Source organism: Dictyobacter alpinus, from assembly GCF_003967575.1.
GTDB lineage: Bacteria > Chloroflexota > Ktedonobacteria > Ktedonobacterales > Ktedonobacteraceae > Dictyobacter > Dictyobacter alpinus.
Genome location: NZ_BIFT01000001.1, coordinates 3,682,709 through 3,707,143 on the forward strand (window position 1 = coordinate 3,682,709; position 24,435 = coordinate 3,707,143).

Here is a 24,435-nt window from a genome sequence, read left to right on the forward strand (position 1 = left end):
TATCGCTATATAGTGAAATATTGACACCTATCCCTTAGTTTGTTATGTTTACTATTACCTTCTATTTTATGAAAAGTTAGAAAGAAGCTAATACTGTGGCGCTACTCTCTGATTTGCAGATTGGTACGCTTATTCGTGGTTTGCTTCCAGGAAATAATCCCGTCACCCTGATTAGCGTTCGCCCTCTGGATGCTATTGGTGTGGAGGTGGTGTATAAAGATGTTGAAGGGAATCTCGGGAGCGAGTTATTGTATCTGGATCGTGTCGCTGATCTTCAGGTGGTAACGAAGGAGCTTCCCTGGCGCTTCGATGCCGATGGTTTCCTTTTCCGCTTGACCTCTGAGGCTTATCGTATTCGCCTGGCTTATTTGTTTGATCCATTGATCGCTGTCCATACTTCTCAAGTTGAGCCTCTCCCTCATCAAATTACGGCTGTCTATGAGGCGATGCTGACCAGGCAGCCTTTGCGTTACTTGCTGGCCGATGATCCTGGGGCGGGCAAGACGATTATGACTGGATTGCTGATCAAAGAACTGTTGATCCGTGGGGATTTAAAGCGTTGTTTGATCGTTTCTCCTGGGAATCTGGTGGAGCAGTGGCAGGATGAGTTGCAGCGGCGTTTCCATTTGACGTTTGAGATCCTGACGAATGATCGGATTGAGGCTGCGGCTGGCAATCCTTTTGTGGAGATGCCGTTGTGTATTGCGCGCCTGGATAAGTTGTCGCGTGACGATCGGGCACGTGAGCGGTTGCAGCAGACGGATTGGGATCTGGTGGTGGTTGACGAAGCACATAAGATGTCGGCCACCTTTTTTAGTGGTGAGGTGAAATATACGCGCCGCTATCAGCTTGGTCAGTTGCTGGGCTCACTGACGCGTCATTTGTTGCTGCTGACGGCGACTCCCCACAATGGTAAGGAAGAGGATTTCCAGTTATTTCTGGCGTTGCTGGATCAGGATCGTTTTGAGGGTCGCTTCCGAACCGGGGTGCGTACGGTGGATGTCTCTGATATGATGCGTCACCTGGTGAAGGAGCAGCTCTATCGCTTTGATGGGACTCCGCTTTTTCCTGAGCGCCTGGCCTATACCGTGAATTATCAGCTTTCTCCTTTGGAGGCGCAGCTGTATCGTGATGTGACGGAGTATGTGCGGCGCGAGTTTAATCGTGCCGATCAGTTGCAGAATAATGGACGTAGAGGCACGGTCGGTTTTGCTTTGACCACATTGCAGCGGCGACTGGCTTCATCTCCTGAGGCGATTTATCAGTCGTTGCGCCGCCGTCGTGAGCGTCTGGAGCAGCGAGTGAAGCTCGAAGAGCAGGCTGGCAAGCAGTCGGATGATCATACTTCCTTAGATCAAGTGCCCGCCTGGCAGGATACTTTGCCGGATCTCTCGGATGAGTATCTGGATGATCTGGAGGATGCGCCAACTGCTGAGGTGGAGGCGTTGGAGGAGCGGCTGGTTGATCAAGCTTCGACTGCGCGTACGATTGCTGAGTTGGAGACGGAGATTGCTCTGCTGAGTACACTGGAGGAGCTGGCCTATCGTGTGCGCATGGGCGGACAGGACCGCAAGTGGGAGGAGCTGGCTGCGCTGCTGCAAAGTAATGCCGAGATGTTTGATGCGCAAGGACATCGGCGTAAGCTGGTTATTTTCACTGAGCATCGCGATACATTGAATTATTTGGAAATACGTATTCGTACCTTGCTTGGTCGTCAGGAGGCGGTAGTGACGATCCATGGCGGCGTGAGGCGTGAGGATCGTCTGCGGGCGCAGGAAGCGTTTACGCAGGATCGCGAGGTGCAGATATTGCTAGCGACCGATGCTGCTGGTGAGGGGATCAATTTGCAGCGGGCGCATCTGATGGTGAATTATGATCTGCCCTGGAATCCGAACAGGCTGGAGCAGCGCTTTGGCCGCATCCATCGTATTGGCCAGACCGAGATTTGCCATTTGTGGAACCTGGTGGCCCTGGATACACGTGAGGGCGAGGTTTTTCATACGCTGCTCAAGAAGTTGGAGGAGGAGCGCGACGCTCTGGGTGGTCAGGTCTTTGATGTGCTGGGCAAGGTTCTCTTTGATAGCCGTCCACTGCGCGACCTGATGATCGAAGCCATCCGCTATGGTGATCAACCAGCACAGCGCTCACGCCTGAAACGGGTGGTGGCGGATGCACTGGATCACCAGCATCTGCAGGATTTGTTGGATCAGCGTGCCCTGACGCATGAAGTGATGGATGTGGTGCGTGTGCGTCAGATCCGTGAGGAGATGGAGCGTGCAGATGCTCGTCGTCTTCAGCCACATTTTATCGGTTCTTTCTTCCTGGCGGCGCTGAAACGCTTTGGTGGTCGTTATGTGCAGCGGGAGGCCGATCGCTATGAGCTCAGATTTGTACCACCAGCTATCCGCAATCGCGCCTCACAGCTTGGACCACGAACCATTATCCAGTCCGGCTATGAGCGTATCACCTTTGAAAAGGATCTCGTGAATGTTCAAGGGCGTCCACCGGCCGTCCTGGTGTGTCCTGGTCATCCCTTGCTGGATGCCACGATTGATCTGATCTTAGAGCAATATCGCGTATTGCTTAAACAAGGCGCGATCCTGGTTGATGCCAAGGACAATGGTGAGCAGGCACGCGTGCTTTTTTACCTGGAGCATACAATCCAGGATGCGCGTGTAGATGCCAATGGACGCCGCAATGTGGTCTCGCGCCAACTACAGTTTGTGGAATTGGATGAGCAGACGCAATTGCATGCCGCAGGCTATGCCCCCTTCCTGGATTATCGTCCATTGACAGAAGAGGAGTTAGCCAGTGCTATGCAACTCACCACGCTGCCCTGGCTGGCTGGCGATCTGGAAGAGCAGGCCCGTAATTATGCTATGACGCAACTGGTGCCGCGTCACCTTTCAGAAGTGAAGCAGCACCGTGAGCAGCAGATCAATAAAACCCGCGAGGCGGTGAATGAGCGCCTGACCAACGAGATCAGTTATTGGGATAATCGTTCGGTGCAACTAAAAGCGTTAGAGGCCAGCGGCAAGGTGAATGCCAGGTTGAACTCGCAGAAGGCCCATCAACGTGCGCAAGATCTCTATGCCCGTTTGCAGCGTCGCATGCAGGAACTCGATCTTGAGAGTCGGCTCTCACCTCTGCCTCCTGTTGTCGTTGGTGGTGTCCTGGTGATCCCGCAAGGATTGCTTAACCGCCTGCAGGGCACTCAGCCAACTGACACTACCCCTGATATGTTTGCCCGCGATACTGCCGAGGTAGAGCAGCGAGCTATGCAGGCGGTGATGACTATCGAGCGCCAGCTGGGTTATGAGCCGCGCGATGTCAGCATGGATAAGTGCGGCTACGACATCGAATCCCGTGTTCCCGACACAGGCAAGTTACGCTTTGTTGAAGTCAAAGGCCGTATTAAAGGTGCCCGCAATGTCATGGTCACCCGCAACGAGATCCTGACCGCACTCAATAAGCCCGACGATTTTATTCTGGCGGTCGTCCTCATCGAAGGCGATAGTAGCGAAACGCATTATATTCGTCAACCATTCCAGAAAGAACCAGATTTTGCCGCCACCAGTGTGGCCTACGACCTCTCCCAACTACTAGCCAAAGGAGCTAATCCTGTATTATGACATACCATAAAAAGCTTATCGAAGTCTCTTTGCCACTGGAGGCAATTAACGAAGAAGCTGGACGTGAGAAGTCAATTCGTCACGGGCATCCTTCAACTTTGCATCTCTGGTGGGCGCGCCGCCCTCTGGCTACGTGCCGTGCCGTGTTATTTGCATCCCTGGTTGATGATCCAGGTGAACATCCTGAATTATTTCCAACTGAGGCAGAACAGGCTACAGAGCGCCAACGTCTTTTTGATCTTATTAAAAAGATGGTGAAATGGGAGAACTCCAACGACGAAAAATTTATGCAACAGGTACGAGAAGAGATCCACAAAGCGACCAATGGAAATCTGCCACCCGTTCTTGATCCTTTTGCTGGTGGTGGTTCGATACCTTTAGAAGCGCAACGCCTGGGCCTGGAAGCTCATGCGAGCGACCTCAATCCAGTAGCTGTATTGTTAAATAAAGCTTTGATTGAAATCCCCCCTAAATTTGCTGGTCTACCACCAGTAAATCCAGAGGCACAAAAGACATTACTACAGAGTCAATGGCATGGTGCTCAAGGATTAGCAGACGATGTTCGTTACTATGGTAAATGGATGCGTGACGAAGCGGAAAAGCGTATTGGACGCCTTTATCCGCAAGCACATTTGCCAAAAGAATATGGTGGTGGTCAGGCCACAGTTATTGCATGGATCTGGGCTAGAACTGTCAAATGCCCAAGCCCTGCTTGTACTGCTGAAATGCCACTGATTCGCTCTTTTGAATTATCAAAGAAAAATAATACTTATATACATGCAAGTATTGATAATACAAAATTTCCCCCGGTTATTCAATTTTCTATTAGAGTGTGTCTTAACCCAAGTAAAATGCCGATAAGAAAAGGAAAGGAGTTCACAAAGCACTGAGAAAGGACCAAACGAGATGTGTTACCCATCTGGCCGAAAACCGTATCCCAGCGACCTCACAAACGCCCAATGGGAGCTGCTGGCTCCCTTCATTCCAGAGGTCTCACCCACGGCGACCGTTCCAACTGTTGCGCGACGCGAGATCGTCAATGGGATCCTCTACGTCTTGCGTACCGGGTGTTCCTGGAGACAGATGCCCCATGATTTACCGGCGTGTAAGACGGTCTATCATTACTTCCGCCTCTGGCAACGCACTGGCGTCTGGGACGAAGCCATGGCCAGTTTGCGCAAGCAAGCCCGCCGGACGCTCGACCGAGAGGAAGAGCCAAGTGCGGCCATCATTGATAGCCAATCCATCAAAACCAGTGCGGTGCGAGGCATCGAGCGTGGGTTTGATGGCGGGAAAAAAAATCTGGGGACGCAAACGTCATATTCTGGTTGACACGCAAGGCTTTCTGCTGGCCGTGAAAGTCCATACGGCCGGTATCGCCGATTGTAAGGGTGCACCATTGCTCTTAGAGGAACTCAAGAAATGCTTTCCTCGGGTGAGCCATATGTTCGCGGATAAAGGATATCTTGGGCCACTGACCACATGGATCAAAGAACATCTGGGATGGGATACCGAAATCGTTCCGCAGGAGCAGAAAACGTCGCAGAGTGATTGGGTTCTCATTGATGGAAAACCTGTTCAGATCAAGAAACCCAAAGGTGGTTTTCAGGTGCAACGCAAACGATGGGTCGTCGAACGGACGTTTGCCTGGCTGTGCCGCTTCCGACGGTTGGCTCGCGACTATGAAGGGCTTCCCTCCAGTAGCGAGGCGTTTATCAAAGTGGCTGCCATTCGTCTCTTCTTGGTGCGTTTGGCTCCTTTCCGTTACTAACTCTGTGTGTTAAGACACACTCTTAAGGTCGATAAAAAATCTCCACAGGAGGGGACTGTCAACCGGCGTGGAGCAAAATGTATAGCTTGTGGGGAAAATGTACCATTCGAATATATTCGTGGTGAAGGCAAAAATGGTCGTATGGGCGAGCAAATGACAGCAGTGGTTATAGAGGGCAAAAGGGGACGCATCTATATAGCACCTGATGAAATACATATTGAAGCATCAAATGCTATGAATCATTATTGGCTTCCAAGTTTTTCTTTACCTCAAAATCCACGCAACTTTAATACCCCTATTTATGGCATAGATACATTTGATAAGCTTTTTACGCCACGTCAGCTTATGGCTCTTACCACCTTTAGTGACCTTGTTCTGGATGTAAAAGAGTGTATTTCTTCTAATATGGGTGATAGCCAAGGCAAGAATGAAAATGATCCTTTGGATAGGGATCAGTACATAAATGCAATTATGACATACTTGGCTTTAGCTGTTGATAAGGGCGCCGATTATTGGTCAAGCATTTGTTCTTGGAATACTGGCCGCGATACAATACGCAACACTTTTGCACGCCAAGCTATACCAATGGTGTGGGACTTTGCTGAGGTAAATCCTTTTAGTGATTCAACTGGAAATTTTCTGAGAGCTATCGATTGGGTTGCTGGAGTTATTGAACTTTCTTCTTGTGCTGTTCCAGGTGAAGTGGTTCAGCGGGATGCGACTGCTTCTGTGAATGGGCTGGTGAGGCCACTTATTTCAACTGATCCTCCTTATTATGACAATATAGGTTATGCCGATCTATCTGATTTCTTTTATGTCTGGTTGCGTCGCTCACTTTCAAATATTTATCCTGATCTATTTGGCACCATGTTGGTGCCAAAAGCTCAGGAGTTGGTAGCTACTCCTTACCGTTTTGGGGGAAGTAAGCAGAAAGCGCAGCAGTTTTTTGAGAATGGTTTATATCAGGCATTTGAGCGCATGAGAGCAGTACAACATCCTGATTATCCCCTGACTGTTTATTATGCTTTTAAACAGACTGAAGATGATTCAACTGAAAATAGTAACCTAATAAATAATGAAGATAACATGCAATCCCTTATTGCATCAACTGGATGGGAAACTATGTTAGCTGGTTTGATTCATTCTGGATTTACTATTACTGGCACATGGCCTGTACGTACCGAAAGAACTGGACGAACAATCAGTATTAGCGCTAATGCTCTAGCTTCTTCGATTGTACTGGTGTGTCGTCCCCGTCCTATAGATGCTCCTTCAGCCCGGCGTCGTCAGTTTATCAACGAATTGAGAAATGAACTAGAAGACGCGTTAAAGAAAATGAAACATGATGGGATTGCTCCCGTAGACTTAGCACAGGCTAGCATCGGACCAGGAATGAAGGTCTACTCACAATATAGTCAAGTTTTGGAACCAGATGGTTCGCCGTTATCGGTACGTGCCGCATTGCAGCTAATCAATCGCGAACTGGACAGTATCTTGGTAGATCAGGAGGGGGAATACGACATGGAGACACGTTGGGCTGTAGCATGGTTTGAGGAGTATACGATGGAGGCTGGCACCTTTGGCCGTGCCGAGACCTTATCGAAGGCGAAGAATGCATCTCTGCAAACTCTGGTAGAGGCTGGTGTACTGGAATCCAGGGCAGGTAAGGTACGTTTATTGAAGCGCGATGAAGTAGCTTCCATTTGGAATCCTGAGTCTGCAGTACATCGAAAAGTGACGACATGGGCAGTGATGCAGCGCTTAATCCACGCGCTGGATAAGCAAGGAACGCCTGGTGCAGGGGCAATTCTGGCAGATCTGCCAGAGTATGGTGAAAAGGCGCGCGATTTGGCCTATCGGTTGTATAACATTTGCGAGCGCAAGGGTTGGTCTGGTGCGGGGCTCTATTACAATATGCTGGTTTCTTCCTGGCCTGATATAGAGGTGCAGGCCCGTATAATTGCGCGTAGCCCACGTCAGGATACTTTATCATTTGATGATTAATAATCTTTGTCTAACCTTTTTTTGTCTTTCTTCTACCGTTTGCTTTTGTTTAGGGAGAGCGCTCTGGCAATGATGCATACACGGTATCCTATGGATTGGAGCACAATCGATGTCAATCAGTAATAGCGATCGGGTGGGGCGGGGGCTGGAACTTCTCAATAGCGGTTTGAAGCCATTTGTGGTGCGCGAGCTAGAAACGACCTATGGCCCGCGCTGGAAATATGAAGCTGTCAATGTACTGCAGGACCATCATATTACCGACGATGGTCAGGATCTACACCTGGATGTGCAGGCGTTGATGCTGATCATGTGGAATCTGTGGAATCAAGTCTTTAAGAAAACGCTGGGACATGCGGAGCGCAATTATGTGAGTGAGCTACGTATCGCACGCAACCAGTGGGCACACCAGGAACTTTTTACTACCCAGGCCGCTGGACGTATTTTAGAGAATGTTAGTCTGCTCTTAAAAGCCATTTCCGCTCATGAGCAAGCCAATGAGGCCGAGCGGCAGCGCATGGATCTTTTCCGTATCAGCTTTGAGGAGCAGGCTCGTACAATCACGCGCCGCAAGTCTGGCCCTCTGACGGGTAGCCAGTTCCCACATGGTTTGTTGCCCTGGCGTGAAGTGATCACACCGCACCCCGATGTGGCCTCCGGAAACTTTCAGATGGCCGAATTCGCCGCCGACCTCTCCCAGGTACGGCGCGGCGTGGCATCCAGCGAGTATGGAGATCCCACTGCTTTCTTTGCGCGCACCTATCTAACGAACGGTTTGCGGGAACTGCTACGTGGTGCACTCAAACGTTTAAGTGGGCAGGGTGGCGATCCAGTCGTTGAACTACAAACCAACTTTGGAGGCGGTAAAACGCACTCGCTCTTAGCACTCTATCACCTCTTCTCTGGCATCCCGGCTGCCGAACTGACGGGTGTGGATGCCGTATTACACGAACTTGGTCTGCAAACGGCCCCTGCGGCCCGGCGCGCTGTACTGGTCGGCTATGACCTCTCCCCGGCGCGAGCCGAACAAAAACCAGATGGCTGTGTCGTGCATACAATCTGGGGTGAGATGGCCTGGCAACTCCTTGGTAGGCAAGGCTATGCTATGGTCGAGGAGGATGACCTGCATGGGGTGAGTCCCGGTGCTGAAGTCTTGCGTCAGCTCTTTGTCGCCGCCGGTCCAGTATTGATTCTCATCGATGAATGGGTCGTCTTCGTGCGCCAGCTCTACGAAAAAAACAATTTGCCTGCTGGATCATTTGAGGCTAACCTGAGCTTTGCCCAGAACCTGACAGAAGCGGCCAAAGCTGCCCCCAAAACGCTGGTTGTTGCCAGTATTCCTGCCTCCAATACAGAACTGGGTGGAACTGGTGGACAGGAGGCTGCGATCCGTTTGCGCCAGATCTTCGGTCGTATCGAGTCGCCCTGGCGTCCTGCCGATCCTGAAGAAGGTTTCGAGATTGTACGCCGACGCCTCTTTGAGCCGATTCCTCCGCAACACTATGCCTCACGTGATGGCGTTGCACGCACCTTCTCCGAGTTCTATCGCTCACAGCGCCACGATTTTCCCTCGCAGTGTAGCGAAGCCGATTACGAGCGGCGCATCAAAGAATGTTACCCGATCCATCCCGAACTCTTTGATCGCCTCTTCAACGACTGGTCCAGTATCGAAAAGTTTCAACGCACACGCGGCGTACTCCGCCTCATGGCCTCGGTTGTCCATGAACTCTGGACGCAGCAAGATCATAGCCTGCTCATCCTGCCTGCCAACATCCCATTACATACCGCCACCGTACAATCGATATTTACGCAATACCTGGATGACAACTGGGTTCCGATTATTGAGAAAGACGTGGATGGCGCGAACGCTTTACCACGCAGGATAGATGGCAATAATCCGAACTTTGGCCGCTACTCTGCCGCCCGCAAGGTTGCACGCACCATTTTCTTTAGCGCCACCCCTACCCTTGGTAGTACCAACAAAGGCATTCAAGAGGCCAGCATCAAGCTAGGCTGTGCGCAACCAGGTGAAACGGTTCCCACCTTTGGTGATGTCTTGCATCGCTTAACCGATCAGGCCACCTATCTGTATCAAAACGATCAGCGTTACTGGTATGGTACCCAGCCCAGCGTGACGCGACTGGCGCAGGATCGTGCCGAGCAATACGACGAAGAACTGGTCTATGAGCGTATCAAAACCTACTTGAGAGTCGAGCAACGCCAGAAAGGCGACTTTGCCAGTGTGCACGTCTGCCCTGACAGCGGAGCCGATGTCCTGGATGACAATAGTGGCGTGCGCTTGGTCATTCTCAAGCCACATTATACCCATGTCACACGTGACATCACATCTACTGCTATGGAAGAGGTCAAAGCGATCTTAAATTCGCGCGGCAACGCTCCACGCATTAATCGCAACACCCTTATCTTCCTCGCCGCCGACCGTACACGCATAGATGAACTCAAGCAGGCCACACGCCTGTTTATGGCCTGGGAATCCATCGAGCAAGACCACGAAGAACTCAACCTGGATGCTTTTCTGCGCAAGCAGGCCACCACACGGCGCGCAGATGCGGAAGAACGCATTCACGCCCTGATTCCCGAAACCTACTCGATGCTTCTCTTTCCAGAGCAACCAAATCCCCGCAAGCCAGACATGATCAACGACCATCGCCTACAAGCGCAACGTGGGTTAGGGAACCTGGCGGCCAGAATCAGTAAATGGCTGCGTGACGAAGAGTTACTGATCACCCAATTCTCTGGCATACGCCTGCGACAAGAACTCGACCGCATCCCCCTCTGGCGTGGAGACTTTGTCACGGTCAAAGAACTCACCGAAATCTTTGCCCGCTACATCTATTTACCGCGCCTGAAAAGCACCGATGTTCTTATCGAAGCCATCCAGCAAGGCGCGCAATCTCCCAAATGGCAAAAAGAAACCTTCGCCTATGCCCTGAACTGGGATCCAGAAAAGCAGAACTATCTAGGCCTAACCATGGGGCAGTCTCTGACCGTGATCGTCAACAGCCAATCACTCGTCGTGAAATCAGACGCTGCATATGCACAATGGCAGAGGGAAGAAGAAGAGAAACGCCGTCGTGAAGAAGAAGAAAGAGGCCGCCAACAACCAGATACGGAGGGCGATAGGGAGACAAATGGACCTGGTGGCGGCGGATCTACAGGCGGCAAAGGTGGCGGTTCTATTGCTATGGACCCGCCCAGAATATACAATCCTGGACCACCACCTGAAAAAAAGCTACGACGCTTTGTCGGCTCCATCCAGATCAACGAGCGTATGATGGGTTCAGAGGCTGGTCGCGTCATGGACGAAATCGTTCGCCACCTGACCGCCCTCAACGGCTCAAAAGTCATCGTCACCATCGACATTGCCGCCGAAATTCCCGACGGCGTTCCCGACAAGACAGCCAGCACCATCAAAGAAAATGGTGGCACCATGCGCTTCGACACCTGTGAATTCTATGAAGAGTAAGTTTTTATAACGTAACCACGAGTAGTAATAATTTACTATACATAAATTACTACTACTCGTGGTTTTTTTGCTTTTGAATTCACATGAAAAATAATGTATTATTGCTTACAGGCCATATACGCATGCTTTGTGTTTACTTGAAATTGGGACATTGATCGTTTGTATTATTAGTTAAAAAAGGAAGAAAATATCTATGCAACACATTAAAATTCTTGAGCAAGGAGTAGAAGTATGGAATAAATGGAGGCAAGATAATCCGGCGATTCGTCCCAAACTTATTGGGGTGGATCTCAGTGGTCAAAATCTGAGTCGCGCAAATTTTAACTCTGCTGATCTTCAAAAGGCCAATCTTAGAGGAGCTAACCTTCTTTTTGGACATTTAAATGACGCAGACCTTAGAAAAGCAGATTTATCAGGTGCCGAATTGGGTTTTTTTGATGTACCAAATAAGATTAATTTAAGTCAAGCAATTATGCATAGATGTTCTCTTTCAAGCAATTTTTTGCAGAATGCAACTATTATTGGTACTGATTTAAGTAATACAGATTTAACGGGAGCATATTTGAGTGGAAAAGATCTTCGCGATACTAATTTCAGCAACACTACACTTCGTAAAGCAAGTCTTTTTGGCGCAAATCTCACTAATGCTAAGCTTGTAAATGCGGATCTCAGAGAAGCAATGCTTTGTAGAGAGGCTATTAGTGAGGTTGATTTAGAAGATTTGGAGTTTGAGGATAGAGAAGAAATCGAAAATAATATTAAACCTACCGATTTAACGGGAACAGATTTAACGGGAGCCAATCTGAGCGGTGTACATTTGAATCAAGTTATTTTTAGAGAAGCCACACTTTGTGGGTCTGATCTCAGCAGAGCTAATCTATTTGGTGCTTGTTTGTACCACGCCAATTTAACTGGGGCAAATCTGACCAAAGCTATACTCGTGGAAACTGATCTAACAAAATCTACCTTAACTGATTGTCGGGTATATGGAGCATCAGTTTGGGATACTAAACTAGAAGAAGCTAAACAGATTAATTTAATAGTAACCCCTCCAGATCGACCAGCGATTAGTGTCGATGACCTTGAAATAGCTCAATTTATGTTTTTATTATTTGAACATCAAAAACTGCGAGATGCCCTGAATTCAATAATTAATAGAGGCGTGTTACTTCTTGGAGGGTTTGATAACGGGGGCATTGAGATATTACATGCCATGGCTGATAAGCTAAGGCAGATGAAATATCTGCCGATAATATTTGAATTTGCAAGGCCCGAACATAGAAATCTGCGGGAAACCGTTTCAATATTAGCTGGTTTATCTAGATTTGTTATTGCTGAGATCAGTGGACCTTCGGTACCCGCTGAATTAGAGAATATAGCATCAAGTATACATGTTTCAATTGTGCCAATAATACAAGAGAGTGTACGACCATTTTCAATGTTTATTGATTTTTTAGTAGATTATAAGGTTACTGATCTTGTACGGTATAAAAATAAAGAACATCTGCTGGAAGTACTCGAATCAAAAGTTATTGATCCAGCTGAAAGTAAATTTGAGGAACGAAAGCAAAAATTATTAAGGATGGCAGAAAAAAGTTGGTAATTTTACATTTTTTGAATGTGCTTTAGCAAAGGCAACTCACATAAGGAGAAACCTATTGCGTGCTTTATTTTCTTATCAAAAAACAGTGTTTTCTTGGCAGTCATTTAAGAAAGCACTCTTGCTCTATTTCCAAGCATTCGGAGTTATAGCTTTAATTTTAGGTGTACTAGATATATTGTTCCCAAACACATTTATGTATCGCTATACTGGTATAGCCATTATATCTATTATATCTCTTTTGTGGGCAGTCTTTAATACTCTTCCCAAAAGAGAGGTGTCGCATCAATTAGTTGTACCAGATATGAAAATTACTATTAGGGTAGGTGATCTATTCCAACAAGATGCAAATATAGTCATTGGTTTCTCTGATACTTTTGACACAGAAAAGGGCGATATTATTAAGCCAGTCTCACTCCAGGGGCAGTTCTTGACTGCAATTTATCAAGATAACACTAACCAATTAGATCAAGATATCGATCGTGCTTTACAAGGTATTGCATCAAAGCAAGATAACCATAAAACAAGAGGGAAAAATAAGCGCTATCCTATTGGTACGGTTGCCACCTTGGCAGTGGGAACAAAAAAATATTTCTGTAGTGCATATGCCAGGATGGAAAATAATTTGAAGGCGGAATCCAATATAAAAAGTTTAACAGTTAGCCTGGAGAAATTGTGGGAGGAGATTCGGGTAAAAGGGCAGCATGATAAGGTTGCTATGGCTGTTATCGGATCTGATTTGGCCAGGATCGGAAATGCGTCGCATTCTGATTTAGTTAGACTTATTATATTGTCTTTTGTGCTAGCTTCACGTGAAAAAATGGTATCTCCAGAATTAGTTGTTGTTGTTCATCCGGCCAATGTTGGAAAACTAAATATGATAGAAATAGAAGAGTTTTTGCGAAGTTTCTAGATTAACCTTGTTTGTATTTATAAATATTTTGATGATGGCATATTTGTTTGTTGATAAACTTCGATGAAGAGACCACTGCATTATGATTATTTTTAACCGATACCGTGATCTCTTCATCATTAATCTTTCTTTCTTTACTTTAGTGGGTGCATTTTGACGACTGAGCCAACGCTCATCTCGGGTGTCTGGACATAGGCGGTGCCGACGCCGAGTTGCTCGATGCGGGCCGGGAGGTCTTGTCCGGGGAGACCACGGATGAAGCCAGAGACTTTTTTGGAGTCCGGGTAGTTCATGCGGAAGATAATTTTGGTCCCAGCGGTCCCCAGGATGTCGGGATGGAAGTCGGCCATACCCTGGCTGGCGACGATGACGGCAACGCCAAATTTGCGTCCTTCGCGCATGATCTTGGGGAGCGTAACATCTTTGGCCAGGCGGTGAGCTTCGTCCAGGACGATGGCCAGGCGAATGCGTTTGGCATATCCCCAACTGAACATGTCTTTGTAGATCTTCCTGAGCACAAAGGCTCCAGCGGCTTGTTGTAAGGTCTCTACATACAGGTTGTGAAGATCAACGACCAGTCCTGATCGTACCAATGAAAGCAGATCTGGCGCGTTCTCTGTGGGTCGGAACAGGTTCATTTCAAGCAGTGGACGACAACGCGCGGCGACGTTGGAGACTCTACGTGCCTGAGCTAGGCTTTCGATGTTTTGGAGCACCTCTGCCAGCGTTGGATAGCTGAGTCCTTTAATTGATTGATCTGGATCATCATTGAAGCCATGCGCTTTATAGGCGTCACGGATCGCTGAGAAGACCACGTCGCGCTGCATATCCCCTAGATCCACTACATGTGCGAAGATTTCCGAGATGGCATAGCTGTTGGCTTGCCAACCACCGCTGCCACCATCCTGGGTGCATTCAAATGGTGAAAAAGGGAGTCCTCGTGAGGCGTCAAGCACCGTGGGATTAATCGCCTGCACAAATGGTTCACTGGGATCGGCAAACTGCCCATGGAAATCCAGTACTAATGCGGGTACTTGTTGCTTCCCAAGTTCTGTTAGCAAGCGGGTAACCGTCCACGATTTTCCTTGACCTGGAATGCCCAGAACGAATAGGTGTGGACTGCCACTCACGGCTGGTTGCCAGTCAACATCCAGATTAGAGCCAATGGCCTGTCCCAGAGAAACCTGCACAGGTGCTTGAGGGTCGCTACTCTCTTGTACCGGTTCTGATGACACCTCTGGTTGAGCATACACCGATTCTGTATGGGATGATTGTTCGGGTGCGTATATGGACGACGTATTGATCGCGCTTAACTTTTGGGTTTTATCATTGGCATAATCTTCTTCTTCGAAGTCAGTATCGTTCTCAGCCTCTCCTGATTCGTTGTCTGGCTGATTCACTGAGATAACAGTATCAGTGGGGTCAGAAGGCTCATTTTTTGGAATGGTAACCGATTGATGTTCCTTTGTACCGGTCTTCACTGATTTCGGTGGGGGCGCATCATGATCTTCGTCGCTCTCATCCTCTCCTGGCACTGCCAGGTCCTCAATTATTTCGTCGGCATAGTCTACTGGCGTGTAGATTTGGGACGAGAACTCGGTTGCTTGCTCAAAATCTCTGGCGGTCAGAACAGTAATGCGTGCATCATCCATAGGGAATGGTTTGCGCTCATCCCCTTCAAGACTGACGATATATCCTTCATACCCAGGTCGGAAGTCGAGTCCGGTTTTCTCTAGGCGAGAGATATGTTCCAGGAAGGAGTGTTCGGCTTCTGGATCAAACAGTTTATAGCGTCTGGCACGTTCAAAGTAGAAGCGTAGCACGTTGGCGAGATATGAGCGCTGCAGGGCACCATCCACACGGCTATCATTGAAAAAGCGATTACGCATGATGGTAGCCGAGCTCTTCATCTGGAGTACCATATCACGCGAGAGATCTTCGAATGGGACCCGTCCACGCCTCCATTTGACTTCAATGAAGGTCGCATCGACGATATTTCTCTTCAAAGAAATGAGCACGAGATCACAACGCCGTTCGCCGGCAATAGTTTTGCCTGAGCTATCCACTGAGAAAAGACGTGGATACGTATCTACGGGTATGAGTACACTCTGCCTTAAGCGGCCTTTCTGTTGTAGCCAGGCGGTGACAACGCCCAGACCAACGGCGGCAGCAGCTGTGTTTGAAGATTCAAGCGCTTGCAAGGCCAGTCTTCCTGAGATCGTTTTCAAGTGATGGAGTAAATGGCTGACACTCTGGTCTACATGTGCAAAGCCGAGATCATTCATGGCCTGACTCAGGAGGGACTGTATCTCTTCGTGCCAGGCGGTCGTGACCATCATGCGATGTCCCAAGCCGTCGCTAAACTCGGGCGAGTAGTCCAATACATACTTACGTGCTAGTGTGTCTAGTTCTGGTTCATTGGGTGAATCGTAGTAATCCAGGGTAAAGAAACGATCTAAGGTGACGACCCAGTTCGTACTCTCGTGGAGGCGCTCCAGGAGCTGGCGCTGCTCGCTACCCAGGGTGACCTCTAACACAGGATGGGTACCAACGGTATTGCTGAGTACGTAGCCACCAGCATCAAGGATGGCTGTATGTAACTCGATGAGTAGCTCACTATAGCGTATACCTGCGGGATGGGTCTCTGGCTTGCGTACACCCTCTGTAATAATGCGATGTTGCCAGCGTAGCTCATCTTGCGCAACTGAGAAGCGTGAAACAAAACGGATGACCAATCCATAAAGCGAAAAGCTCGTCGTGGTTACATTATCCTGATCAGAAACTGTTAACGTTCTCATCTCTGGCCGCGTGATGTCTGTCACGACAGCGATATGGGCCTCTGGAATTGATTTGTCGAGTTGTTCCATTTTGCGCGATGTGGTTGTAATTCCAGGCAGAAAATGATCAGTCAGTTGCTTATATTGTTGTTGATCAACCTGCAATTGGCGTACCTGCTCAATTGCTTGCAGGGTGCTTTTATGGCGACTATCGGTATAAGCGGTAATCTGAAAGGTTGGAGCCTGATGACGCTGTGTCTCATCGTCTTCATTCAGCTTATGGGTTGGAAGCAGTTGTTTGATCGCTTCCGCAAAAAAGTCACCGCGATCAGGATTGACCAGGGTGGTAACCAGTGTATTCGTGTAAGGATGGAGCTCAAGGAAGCCTTTAAGATGTTCTGCCAGTTGTTCCGGATGGGTATTACCAAACTCACTCTGATCTACTGCCATACCAAAGATGAGTCCAACGTCGCCATAGCGGCGATGAGGATCGGGAACGCCAGCAGGTAGCGAGACGCCGTGAAAGAAACGCAGGTTCTGGAAAAAGGTAAAGGTCGTTGGTGTTTCTGCATGATAGGCAAAGGGCGGCACATTGATGGGCGTCAGCAGGCTTAAGGCCTGAAGATCCAGGTTATATTTGCGCTCTCGCGGCGTCTTAAGCGCCAGCACTTTCGTTTCCCAGGTCTGTAGGAGTTGTGTGTAGCTTACCATCCAGGCAACTCGCAGTGGATGAATTGGCAAGGTTACGATTGCCTCCTCAACGCTATTCTGGCGACCAGCGATGCGCACAAGCACTGAATCTATTGAGAGTGCTTCTTGAAGTGCCTGATGGTTTCCCTCGCGCTCTAATAAATCTTCAAGCAATTCTTTATAAGCCTGCGCATAGCGTAGGCCGGCGCTCACCAGATCTGGGGTCCACTCAGCTACTTCCATAACATCACGGTGAGAAGTCTTTTTTAGCCGTGTGAAGAAGCTATCACGTGTTTTCCAGAAGGCTGACCAGTCTGCGCTTCCACTTGTTGATAATGCTCGAGAAACAATATCGTCTGCACTGACAGTATGTATGTCGTTGACATCGAGCACAAAACTGGCATGTTTGCGAGGCTCTGCCAGGCTTCTGCGCTCTATGTCTAATAAGGGTTGACTGATGCCAACCTGTAACATATGGCGCTCATTCAGCTTGAGATTGAAGTAGGACAGATCCTTCGTACTCCATTGCGACTCGGTCTCAGTTAAGTCTGTATCTTTAACTTCAGCGCTGTATGCGAGCCGTCCATAGGCCAGATTAGGAACCGCAAACTTGCTATCGCGTACTGTAGGACTTGTCTCTGGCTTCACAATATCCTTGGAGAGATAAAATTCACCGCTCTCCTTATAGATTTCATTGCCATCACCATCGACGATCACCGTTCCGTCTTTATTGATAGGCATAATACGCACACAGACAGCAAAGTCGGGTGGTTCCTCAAACTCAATATCCATGCTCAGTGTAATCGTACGTCGTGCGGCTGGTAAATCCCGCTCTGGCAACTCGATGCTGCTATCGGCTTCAAAACTACCATCAGCTGGAACAATCGCTACGCGCCACCCTCCAAGGTTTTGAGGTTGTTCGGGATCACTGGTCCAGCTTACCGCCAGCTTTTCTTTTGGTGCGCATTTCGCAATCAAGCTGCCGCGGGCTCCATCGGGCTGAAGGAGCTTGCTGGCTTTTTCAACCTCTCCCTTTGCATTCACAAAGGACTTAATTTTTATCTCGCGAATGTCACTTTTTTCGGAGGCTGGAAATACCCAGGTATCAAAAGTCAGTTCTTGGGTTTTAGCCAGGGCACGCGACCATGATTGTACATTATTGAGGGAGCGTCCTTTAAAGAACAGATTAAGTTTGAACGCAGTTTGTTCGTCCACTTTTAAATTTTGAATACGGTCCCTTGTGGTTGCATCAATTTTTGTTGGACGGGCTAAGGCCAGCGTGCTGCGACGATTCTGTTCCAGTTTGTTATCAAGCTCCGAAGGGATTGGAGCATCGACTAATTCCCCAATCGTTGCATCACTGATTAATCCCACCCGCCAGAGCTCTAATCCAGCCTGTTGCAACTCCAGTTCCTCGGTCCTTTTAAGGACTGCCATGGCAAAATCAAGTTTTTGATTATCGCTGACATTTAATGAACCACGTAATTGCGAGAATGTGGTTCGCACGAATCGAGCTGCTTTGACCGGTAATTGATTCATCACACGTCTGAGCGCATGGGTATGCAGTTCCTGACCATTAATAATCGCAAAGGAGTTGCCCAGGGAACTATATGCTGCGTCGATCAGATCGGCTGGCACGAAGAGACAGAGTGACTCTTCTTTGCGGTTGCGTAATTCAATAGCTTTATCGACTGTAATTGAGGATGAAGTAAGCTGTGTGCTTTGTTTAGTCAGCACGTAGGCGGAAATTTTCTTGCGGGAGGTCGCGTTAATATATTCGCAAAGAGCATTTGCCTCTGCATTGGAAAGATAATTGACACGGGCGCAGTGTCCTGGCTGTGTTCCTTTGAATTGAGATAGGATGTCAGCTGCTAGCAGTTCAACAAGTTTTGTACTTTTTGTATCTATATTATTACTAATCATTATGCTTATGCCTCAACCTTCACATGCTCGGTACCAGCATAGGGAGCATGCAGGCGCTGTACTGTAAAATCATCGGAAAGATCGCGGAAAATCCCCATCTGCCGTAACCGTCCAAGCATGGCGCGCAGATTATCGCGTGCCGCCGCCGCATACTCTGCCCCTTCAAATGGCGCTGGCGGAGTATCGACCAGGATACCATAGCGTTCTTTTAAGAAATCCAGAAATTCCCGCAGCTTGATGGGACGTAGCTGGTTGGGACCAGACAGCCGTGCTGTAGCCACCTGCACTAACGCCGCTAAGAGGTCGTTTTCAGGCGCATAGCGCCATGTCTGGCGATGCGTCGTCAGACCGCGTAAGACGCCATGCGTTTTTTTTATGCCTCCAGTGCCATAGAACCATGAAATGACGTTCTTTGAGCCATCCCCACGTTGGGTTTCAGCAAGCAAGCTAATGACACGTTCCAGGTCTGTCTCCCCGGTGTTTGCAATGTTATCTAACATTTGCCATGCTTCAGAGTCTTCGCCTTCTTCTTTTTCTATATTTTCTGTACGAATACGTTCTTCATCTAATTGTGCAGCAGCTTCTAAATGAACATTAATCTTAGGATCCTCTTGTAGTAGCAATAATCCCTGAAGGTAATGAGCACCAGAGGTATCGATTGGTAAGATTTTTTCAATGTCTGCTTTTCTGCGTGAATTATTACGCAGTTTAGCGGTATAGATATCAATTTGCCGTAAAAGTAAATTAGAAAATGAGAATTGTTGATACGCTTCAATATCTCGACGCACACAGGCTTTTGACATTTCGAGGCTTCGCGGTGTAGACCCATTGGTAAAATCTACATACATCTGTAATGCAGAGGGTTGCTTATCATCTTGCATTGCAGCGGGTAACACTTCGGGATTAGCGACTAGTGCATTGATCGCATGCACTACATGTAACGTGTAATTGAAGAACTCAAAATTGATCATTGCGAGCAAGTTATAGGTAAATGCCTGGGTTGGCATTTTGTCATGAAATTCAAAGAGGTAGCGTAGTAAGTCCCTAGCTAATCCATTAACCAAGGAAGGAAAGGCATTTGGTAACTTTCTTTCACGGTTAAGTTGTGGACGTGTATTATTGAAACCATCAATAAAGGCAATGGACAATCGCGTAAGTATATCTAATTGTGTATGGTCATCATATGTACCGCCCAAATCTGGAAGTTGGCCGATTTCTATCCCTCGTCCAAATACCTGTTTGGCAAAACTTCGTAGTGCATCATCACCTTGTAGGTAGTCTCTAAGTGCCTGATAGATAAAAATATCGGCTTTCCGTTGACGGCTATTGTGAGTTGGAAAACCAGCTTTATGTGTAAGAATAGTGTAAGGGACTAGAGATAGGATTTGTTCTCCCTTTTGTGCTCGCCCTACACGGCCTGTGACTATTAATGATGTACGAACGAAGCGTTCTAATAGAATTCGACCGTTAGCATTATCGAAACCTTCTAACGCTTGATGTTTTGATAAACTTTCAATATATTTTTTTATGTCCTCTGGATTGTTTGTTTGTCTTGCTTTACCTTTACCTTGAGATAAAATGGTGAAAAAAAGTGATGGAAGGAATAAATCTATATCAAAGCCATTTAACTCTAAATTTAATACTCGTGGAAAGCTAGCTCCTCGCAAATCTTTAGGTAATTTGATTTTCATTGCAATTTCTCCTAGCCCCTATATCTGTTCGCGGACGATTTTTCCATGACGTTGTACGATTTTATGGATGCGGAATTCACTTTCAATAAGGATAAGGTCCTGGGTCTCACGCAACAGAAGGGCATTTTTGAATGGTTTGAGATCTTCAAGTAAAGGAGCATATTCATGCGCGGTGGGCTGTAATCCGCTGGCGAGTTGAATTAGCAATTCAAAAAGATCCAACGTAATTTCCATACGAGGCATACCGCTTTTATGCTGGAACACGACCACTTCAGGGAGTGTCTCAATTAATTGCGTGTTCAATGGTGTAGATACGATGAGCTCGAAATCTTCTAATGGAAGTTGCTTAAGGACAACCAGTTGTTGTTCAATAGATGCGCTAACTTTCACACTCAATTTGTTGTCTGGTACCTCTTCGAATATTTCATCTGAGCGCAGTAAGCCAATTGCAAGATTTTTGAAGACTGCATCAGGATCGACACTCTCGTCAAGTAAATCTATGAATCTAGTTGCATAGCGATATGGCAGCAGATTTTTCCATTTTATTTCCGGCAAGCCAGTCTCTGGTTTAGATGGAGCAGCCTCAAAGTAGAGGCGACGTTTGGTTGCCGCCATCCAATCAGCTGTACTCTTGAAACGTTGTGGGGCTAGATCCTGCTTATCGCGAAAGAGCTGTCGGCGTATAGGAGCATCACTTTCCAACTGGTGGAAGTGCAGAAAACGATCCAGATGAGGACGTGCAAAACGCGCGGGATCAAGGCTTGCAATGTCATCTAAGAGCTCATCATGGGTATTATTATCCATAAAGATATTTTGCCAGTAGGCAAGATTCGTCAAGGATGTCCCAATCTCTGTTCCTTCGTTGAGGTCATGGATATCCTGGCAGCTTTTATTTCCTGTGAGGATATAGGAGACCGCCGAGCGTAAGTCGCGCATCGTAATATGCCGTTGTCGGCGTAGGTGAATAAGAAGGAAGAGATACTCTAAGTGATTGGCTACTACCTTTTTCTTGAGTGCAATTGCGTTCTTGCGAATAGGGCAGATATCCTGTGCCGAACAACTTTCACAGATGGTCCAGTGTTGTGGCTTCACAAAGCTCGACAGCATCGGCTTGAAAATCGAATGCTCTTCTTCTCCAGGCAGGCTGACGAAGGCGCGCTGTTTCATATCGACGAGCCAGACATCATGATTTATCATTTCCTGCCGATCCGTCAATTGATCAACCTGCCTGGATAGCCAGGAGAATTGTTCGCGTTGGCGCTGGAAAAAGTCAAAGAGGCGACCATCATTGATGGCAACCAGCACAGTCACATTGTTGGTCGGAGGCGTTGATCCTTCCAGTCCTTGCAACTTCTCGCTTAATTGTTCATCAGCACTGAGATGCTCGTGTGATTCGGACGCATCATAGCAGCTACGGAAAGTGTGATCCTGGTAGCTAACAGTCCAGCCACTTGGATTTTTATTGATCACCTGACCACCACGCTGCTTGAGTGCCTCAAATACCTGTTCCAGAAAGGCTGTTTTGCCATCTCCAGGATTACCCGAGAGAAACAAAACATGCGGTAACTGCTCAAAGATAGCTGGCAAGAGCTGTTTATCGAGGGCGGTTGGGACATATGTCTCACGTACAAATTCGCTATCCAGACCACGATTATTCATATTGCCACCTTCGCTATTGCGATAGAGGCTACGAATATTATCGACCCAGGGATTGAATTGTTTATCAAGCTCGGGAGTTGGAGGTGGTTCTTCTAAGGTGAGAAAAGCCAGTTGCAGTTCTTCACGTAACTGAGCCACTGTGGTTGGTCGCTGCTCAGGATCATTGGAGATGGCTCGCTGTAGGACCATCGCTATACGTCGTATTCTGGTTTCAATAAATTGTTCCAAGGAAATAGGGGTGCGTTGGCTGTCTGGTGCTAGTGTAAAGGGAAGAAGCCCTGTGAGTGTTTGAAAAAGCACGATAGCTGCCGCATAGCGATCGGTAGATGCTGGTGTTGGTTCACCATATTTAGTTTCAGGTGGCAAATATAGCGGCGTTCCTGCAATACGTTCGGTTCCTCCGACCTGCATAGCGAAGCCAAAATCAATCAATACCGGACGATTATCACCTTCATGAAGCATAATATTGGCTGGTTTGATATCACGGTGTAGTAGCGCCTTTTGTTCCAGGACATCTACCGCACTTAGTAGATGTTGGGCAAAGGGCCACCAGCGCTCTAGCGACCAGGGAAACTCACTCTCAACCTGTTGCAGCGTAGGGCCGGGAATATATTGCATAAGGATGTGGGCATCATCAGTTGGAGCAAAGATATAGTCGATACGTGGCAGATAGGGACTGGCGATATCTTTGAGCGCTTTATACTCGGCTACAGCTTGTTTATTGACATCTTCAGCGCGGAGAAATTGTTTGAGCACATAGGAGCCAAGCTCTGGAAAATTTATATTTTCAACCAGATACGTGCGTGCCATCATTCCTTGTCCCAGCACACGTTGTACACGGAAATCTTTGCAGAGTATGCGTCCCTCATCGCCTTTGGTCGAGGTGCTTATATTGCGTGCGAGCTCTGATAGCTGGGTTGCAGCCGTTTTTGCCGTAAGTTGTGCCTCTTCTGGCGCTTGTAAAAGGTCGCTAAAGATGGATTTCAGTTGGTCTGATTGTTCCTTTGTCAGGAAAGAAGACCAGCGTGGTTGATCAGGAAACAGGATCTTATCTTCTACGGTTGCGCGCAACTTGGTAACGGCAGTACCTGAAAGACGCTCTAATAAGATCAGCGCCAGGCTAAAGGTGTCTGTTTTTGTGGTAGCGTACTCATAACCGATCGCGATATTTATTGGTGCATATGGATCTTCAAATGTAAGCGTATCAAGTGAGGGAGCAATCGTTTGCGTTCCCATGCGTGCGGCATAGAAGTTAGTAAACATTACCCTGGCAGGTTGTTTGCTCTGGACATAGATCGTATCAGGACCAAGTGCTCGATGAAGTACATTTTGTGCATGAATCTGATCCAATCCTTTAAAGCAGGCGGCAGCCAGTTGCAATTCCTGGATAAATTCTTCACGTGTCTCGGGAAGCGGCGTGGCTTTTAAGGATTTACCAGAAGGAGGTGTGATGGTGATAACCAGGAAATCCTCTGACCAGATAAATGGATCCTGTACATCAGGCACCAGATTAGTGGATTGTAGCTTTTTAATGGTTCTATATTCTTGTTTATAGAAATCAGCCAGATCTTTGGTTTCCAGAGGATTTTTGCCAAGGTCATAGACTAGTAAATGGCGAGGTTCCTGGGGCTCTTCATCGGTTGTCGCATAGAAGAGACGGACCTTCGGCCTGAGCGAGATTGCATCCTCGATCTTCAAGAAATTGATACTTTTCGGTACCTCTGGACGATTGTTGAAATGGACCAATGCTTCCTTGATTTGTGTACTCTTTTGTCCCACGATAGGATTGCCGCCTTGCCGGTCCAGCTTCTGTAGCCGCTGACAAACATCAGAGAGTAAAAATATCCCATTGGTCGCACGAGAATCATGGATTTGTGGATATAAATCCTGAGCTGATAAGAGCACCCCTCCACGGACATAATGTCCGCCCTGTTTGAGTGGCGTCACTTTATAGCTCATCTGGCTTGCAAAAATCTTAGCGGCATAATCGATTTTCGTTAAAGGACTTCGTTCAGAAGATCCATTGGCCCGTATCCACTGCTCATCATCGCCACGAATACGCCCATGCCACGATTTCTCATCCAGCAAGAAAATCCAATTTTTTCCAATAATAATAAAGTCAATTTCAAAAGAGCGGCCATCATTGGTTGGAAGAATTTTATTACAAATAATGATCCAATCATTCGGAAGCTCTTGTTGTAACACCTTTGCAGCCTGGCGTTCTCCTTCAGTCGCAAAAGAAGATGGCCCCGCACCTATTAATTCGGCCACGTTAAATGCTCCTTTAAGAT

The 24,435-nt window shown here is 47.7% G+C and carries 8 protein-coding genes and 2 pseudogenes; 7 read left to right on the plus strand and 3 right to left on the minus strand.

The genetic code is table 11. From position 1 onward, the window contains the following. The first annotated feature begins 95 nt into the window (after nucleotides 1–95). The 7 genes and pseudogenes from EL633_RS14680 to EL633_RS14710 all read left to right on the plus strand — a co-directional run bounded on the left by EL633_RS14680 (nucleotide 96) and on the right by EL633_RS14710 (nucleotide 13,404). Complete coding sequence (locus tag EL633_RS14680) at nucleotides 96–3,632, plus strand: protein NO VEIN domain-containing protein (RefSeq protein WP_126627896.1); 3,537 nt, start codon at nucleotides 96–98, stop codon at nucleotides 3,630–3,632. Next, nucleotides 3,629–4,393 (plus strand): annotated as a pseudogene (locus EL633_RS14685) (DUF1156 domain-containing protein); the annotation flags it as partial. The gene EL633_RS14680 and the pseudogene EL633_RS14685, both read left to right, overlap by 4 nt. Before the next feature lie 145 nt (nucleotides 4,394–4,538). Continuing rightward, a pseudogene (locus tag EL633_RS38135) lies at nucleotides 4,539–5,403 on the plus strand (IS5 family transposase). Between the two features lie 141 nt (nucleotides 5,404–5,544). Then, nucleotides 5,545–7,407, plus strand: a complete 1,863-nt coding sequence (locus EL633_RS14695; RefSeq protein ID WP_126627898.1) for a DUF1156 domain-containing protein — start codon at nucleotides 5,545–5,547, stop codon at nucleotides 7,405–7,407. A 109-nt stretch (nucleotides 7,408–7,516) separates the two neighbouring features. After that, on the plus strand, nucleotides 7,517–10,891 hold the full coding sequence (locus EL633_RS14700) for a DUF499 family protein (protein WP_126627899.1): 3,375 nt from the start codon (nucleotides 7,517–7,519) through the stop codon (nucleotides 10,889–10,891). Between the two features lie 193 nt (nucleotides 10,892–11,084). Next, nucleotides 11,085–12,494 (plus strand): pentapeptide repeat-containing protein, encoded by a 1,410-nt coding sequence (locus EL633_RS14705; RefSeq protein WP_126627900.1) that lies wholly within the window; start codon nucleotides 11,085–11,087, stop codon nucleotides 12,492–12,494. 55 nt (nucleotides 12,495–12,549) lie between these two features. After that, nucleotides 12,550–13,404 (plus strand): macro domain-containing protein, encoded by an 855-nt coding sequence (locus EL633_RS14710; protein WP_126627901.1) that lies wholly within the window; start codon nucleotides 12,550–12,552, stop codon nucleotides 13,402–13,404. A gap of 134 nt (nucleotides 13,405–13,538) precedes the next feature. Here the strand turns inward: EL633_RS14710 and EL633_RS14715 are convergent, their stop codons facing one another. From EL633_RS14715 to EL633_RS14725, 3 genes are read right to left on the minus strand one after another with little or no spacing between them, the layout of a single operon-like run. Beyond that, nucleotides 13,539–18,794 carry an ATP-binding protein gene (locus EL633_RS14715; protein ID WP_126627902.1) on the minus strand — a complete coding sequence of 1,752 codons (5,256 nt, stop codon included), beginning with the start codon at nucleotides 18,792–18,794 and terminating at the stop codon, nucleotides 13,539–13,541. Nucleotides 18,795–18,799: 5 nt separating this feature from the next. Further along, nucleotides 18,800–20,485 (minus strand): methylation-associated defense system protein MAD7, encoded by a 1,686-nt coding sequence (mads7, locus tag EL633_RS14720; protein ID WP_126627903.1) that lies wholly within the window; start codon nucleotides 20,483–20,485, stop codon nucleotides 18,800–18,802. Between the two features lie 18 nt (nucleotides 20,486–20,503). After that, nucleotides 20,504–24,415: a protein kinase domain-containing protein gene (locus EL633_RS14725; RefSeq protein WP_126627904.1), complete on the minus strand. Its 3,912-nt coding sequence runs from the start codon at nucleotides 24,413–24,415 to the stop codon at nucleotides 20,504–20,506. Nucleotides 24,416–24,435 lie beyond the last annotated feature (20 nt).

Bases quoted from the DNA above. Each gene is read 5' to 3' on its own strand.
- EL633_RS14715 (WP_126627902.1), bottom strand. From the start codon at position 18,794: ATGATTAGTAATAATATAGATACAAAAAGTACAAAACTTGTTGAACTG.
- EL633_RS14705 (WP_126627900.1), top strand. From the start codon at position 11,085: ATGCAACACATTAAAATTCTTGAGCAAGGAGTAGAAGTATGGAATAAA.
- EL633_RS14700 (WP_126627899.1), top strand. From the start codon at position 7,517: ATGTCAATCAGTAATAGCGATCGGGTGGGGCGGGGGCTGGAACTTCTC.
- EL633_RS14695 (WP_126627898.1), top strand. From the start codon at position 5,545: ATGGGCGAGCAAATGACAGCAGTGGTTATAGAGGGCAAAAGGGGACGC.
- mads7 (WP_126627903.1), bottom strand. From the start codon at position 20,485: ATGAAAATCAAATTACCTAAAGATTTGCGAGGAGCTAGCTTTCCACGA.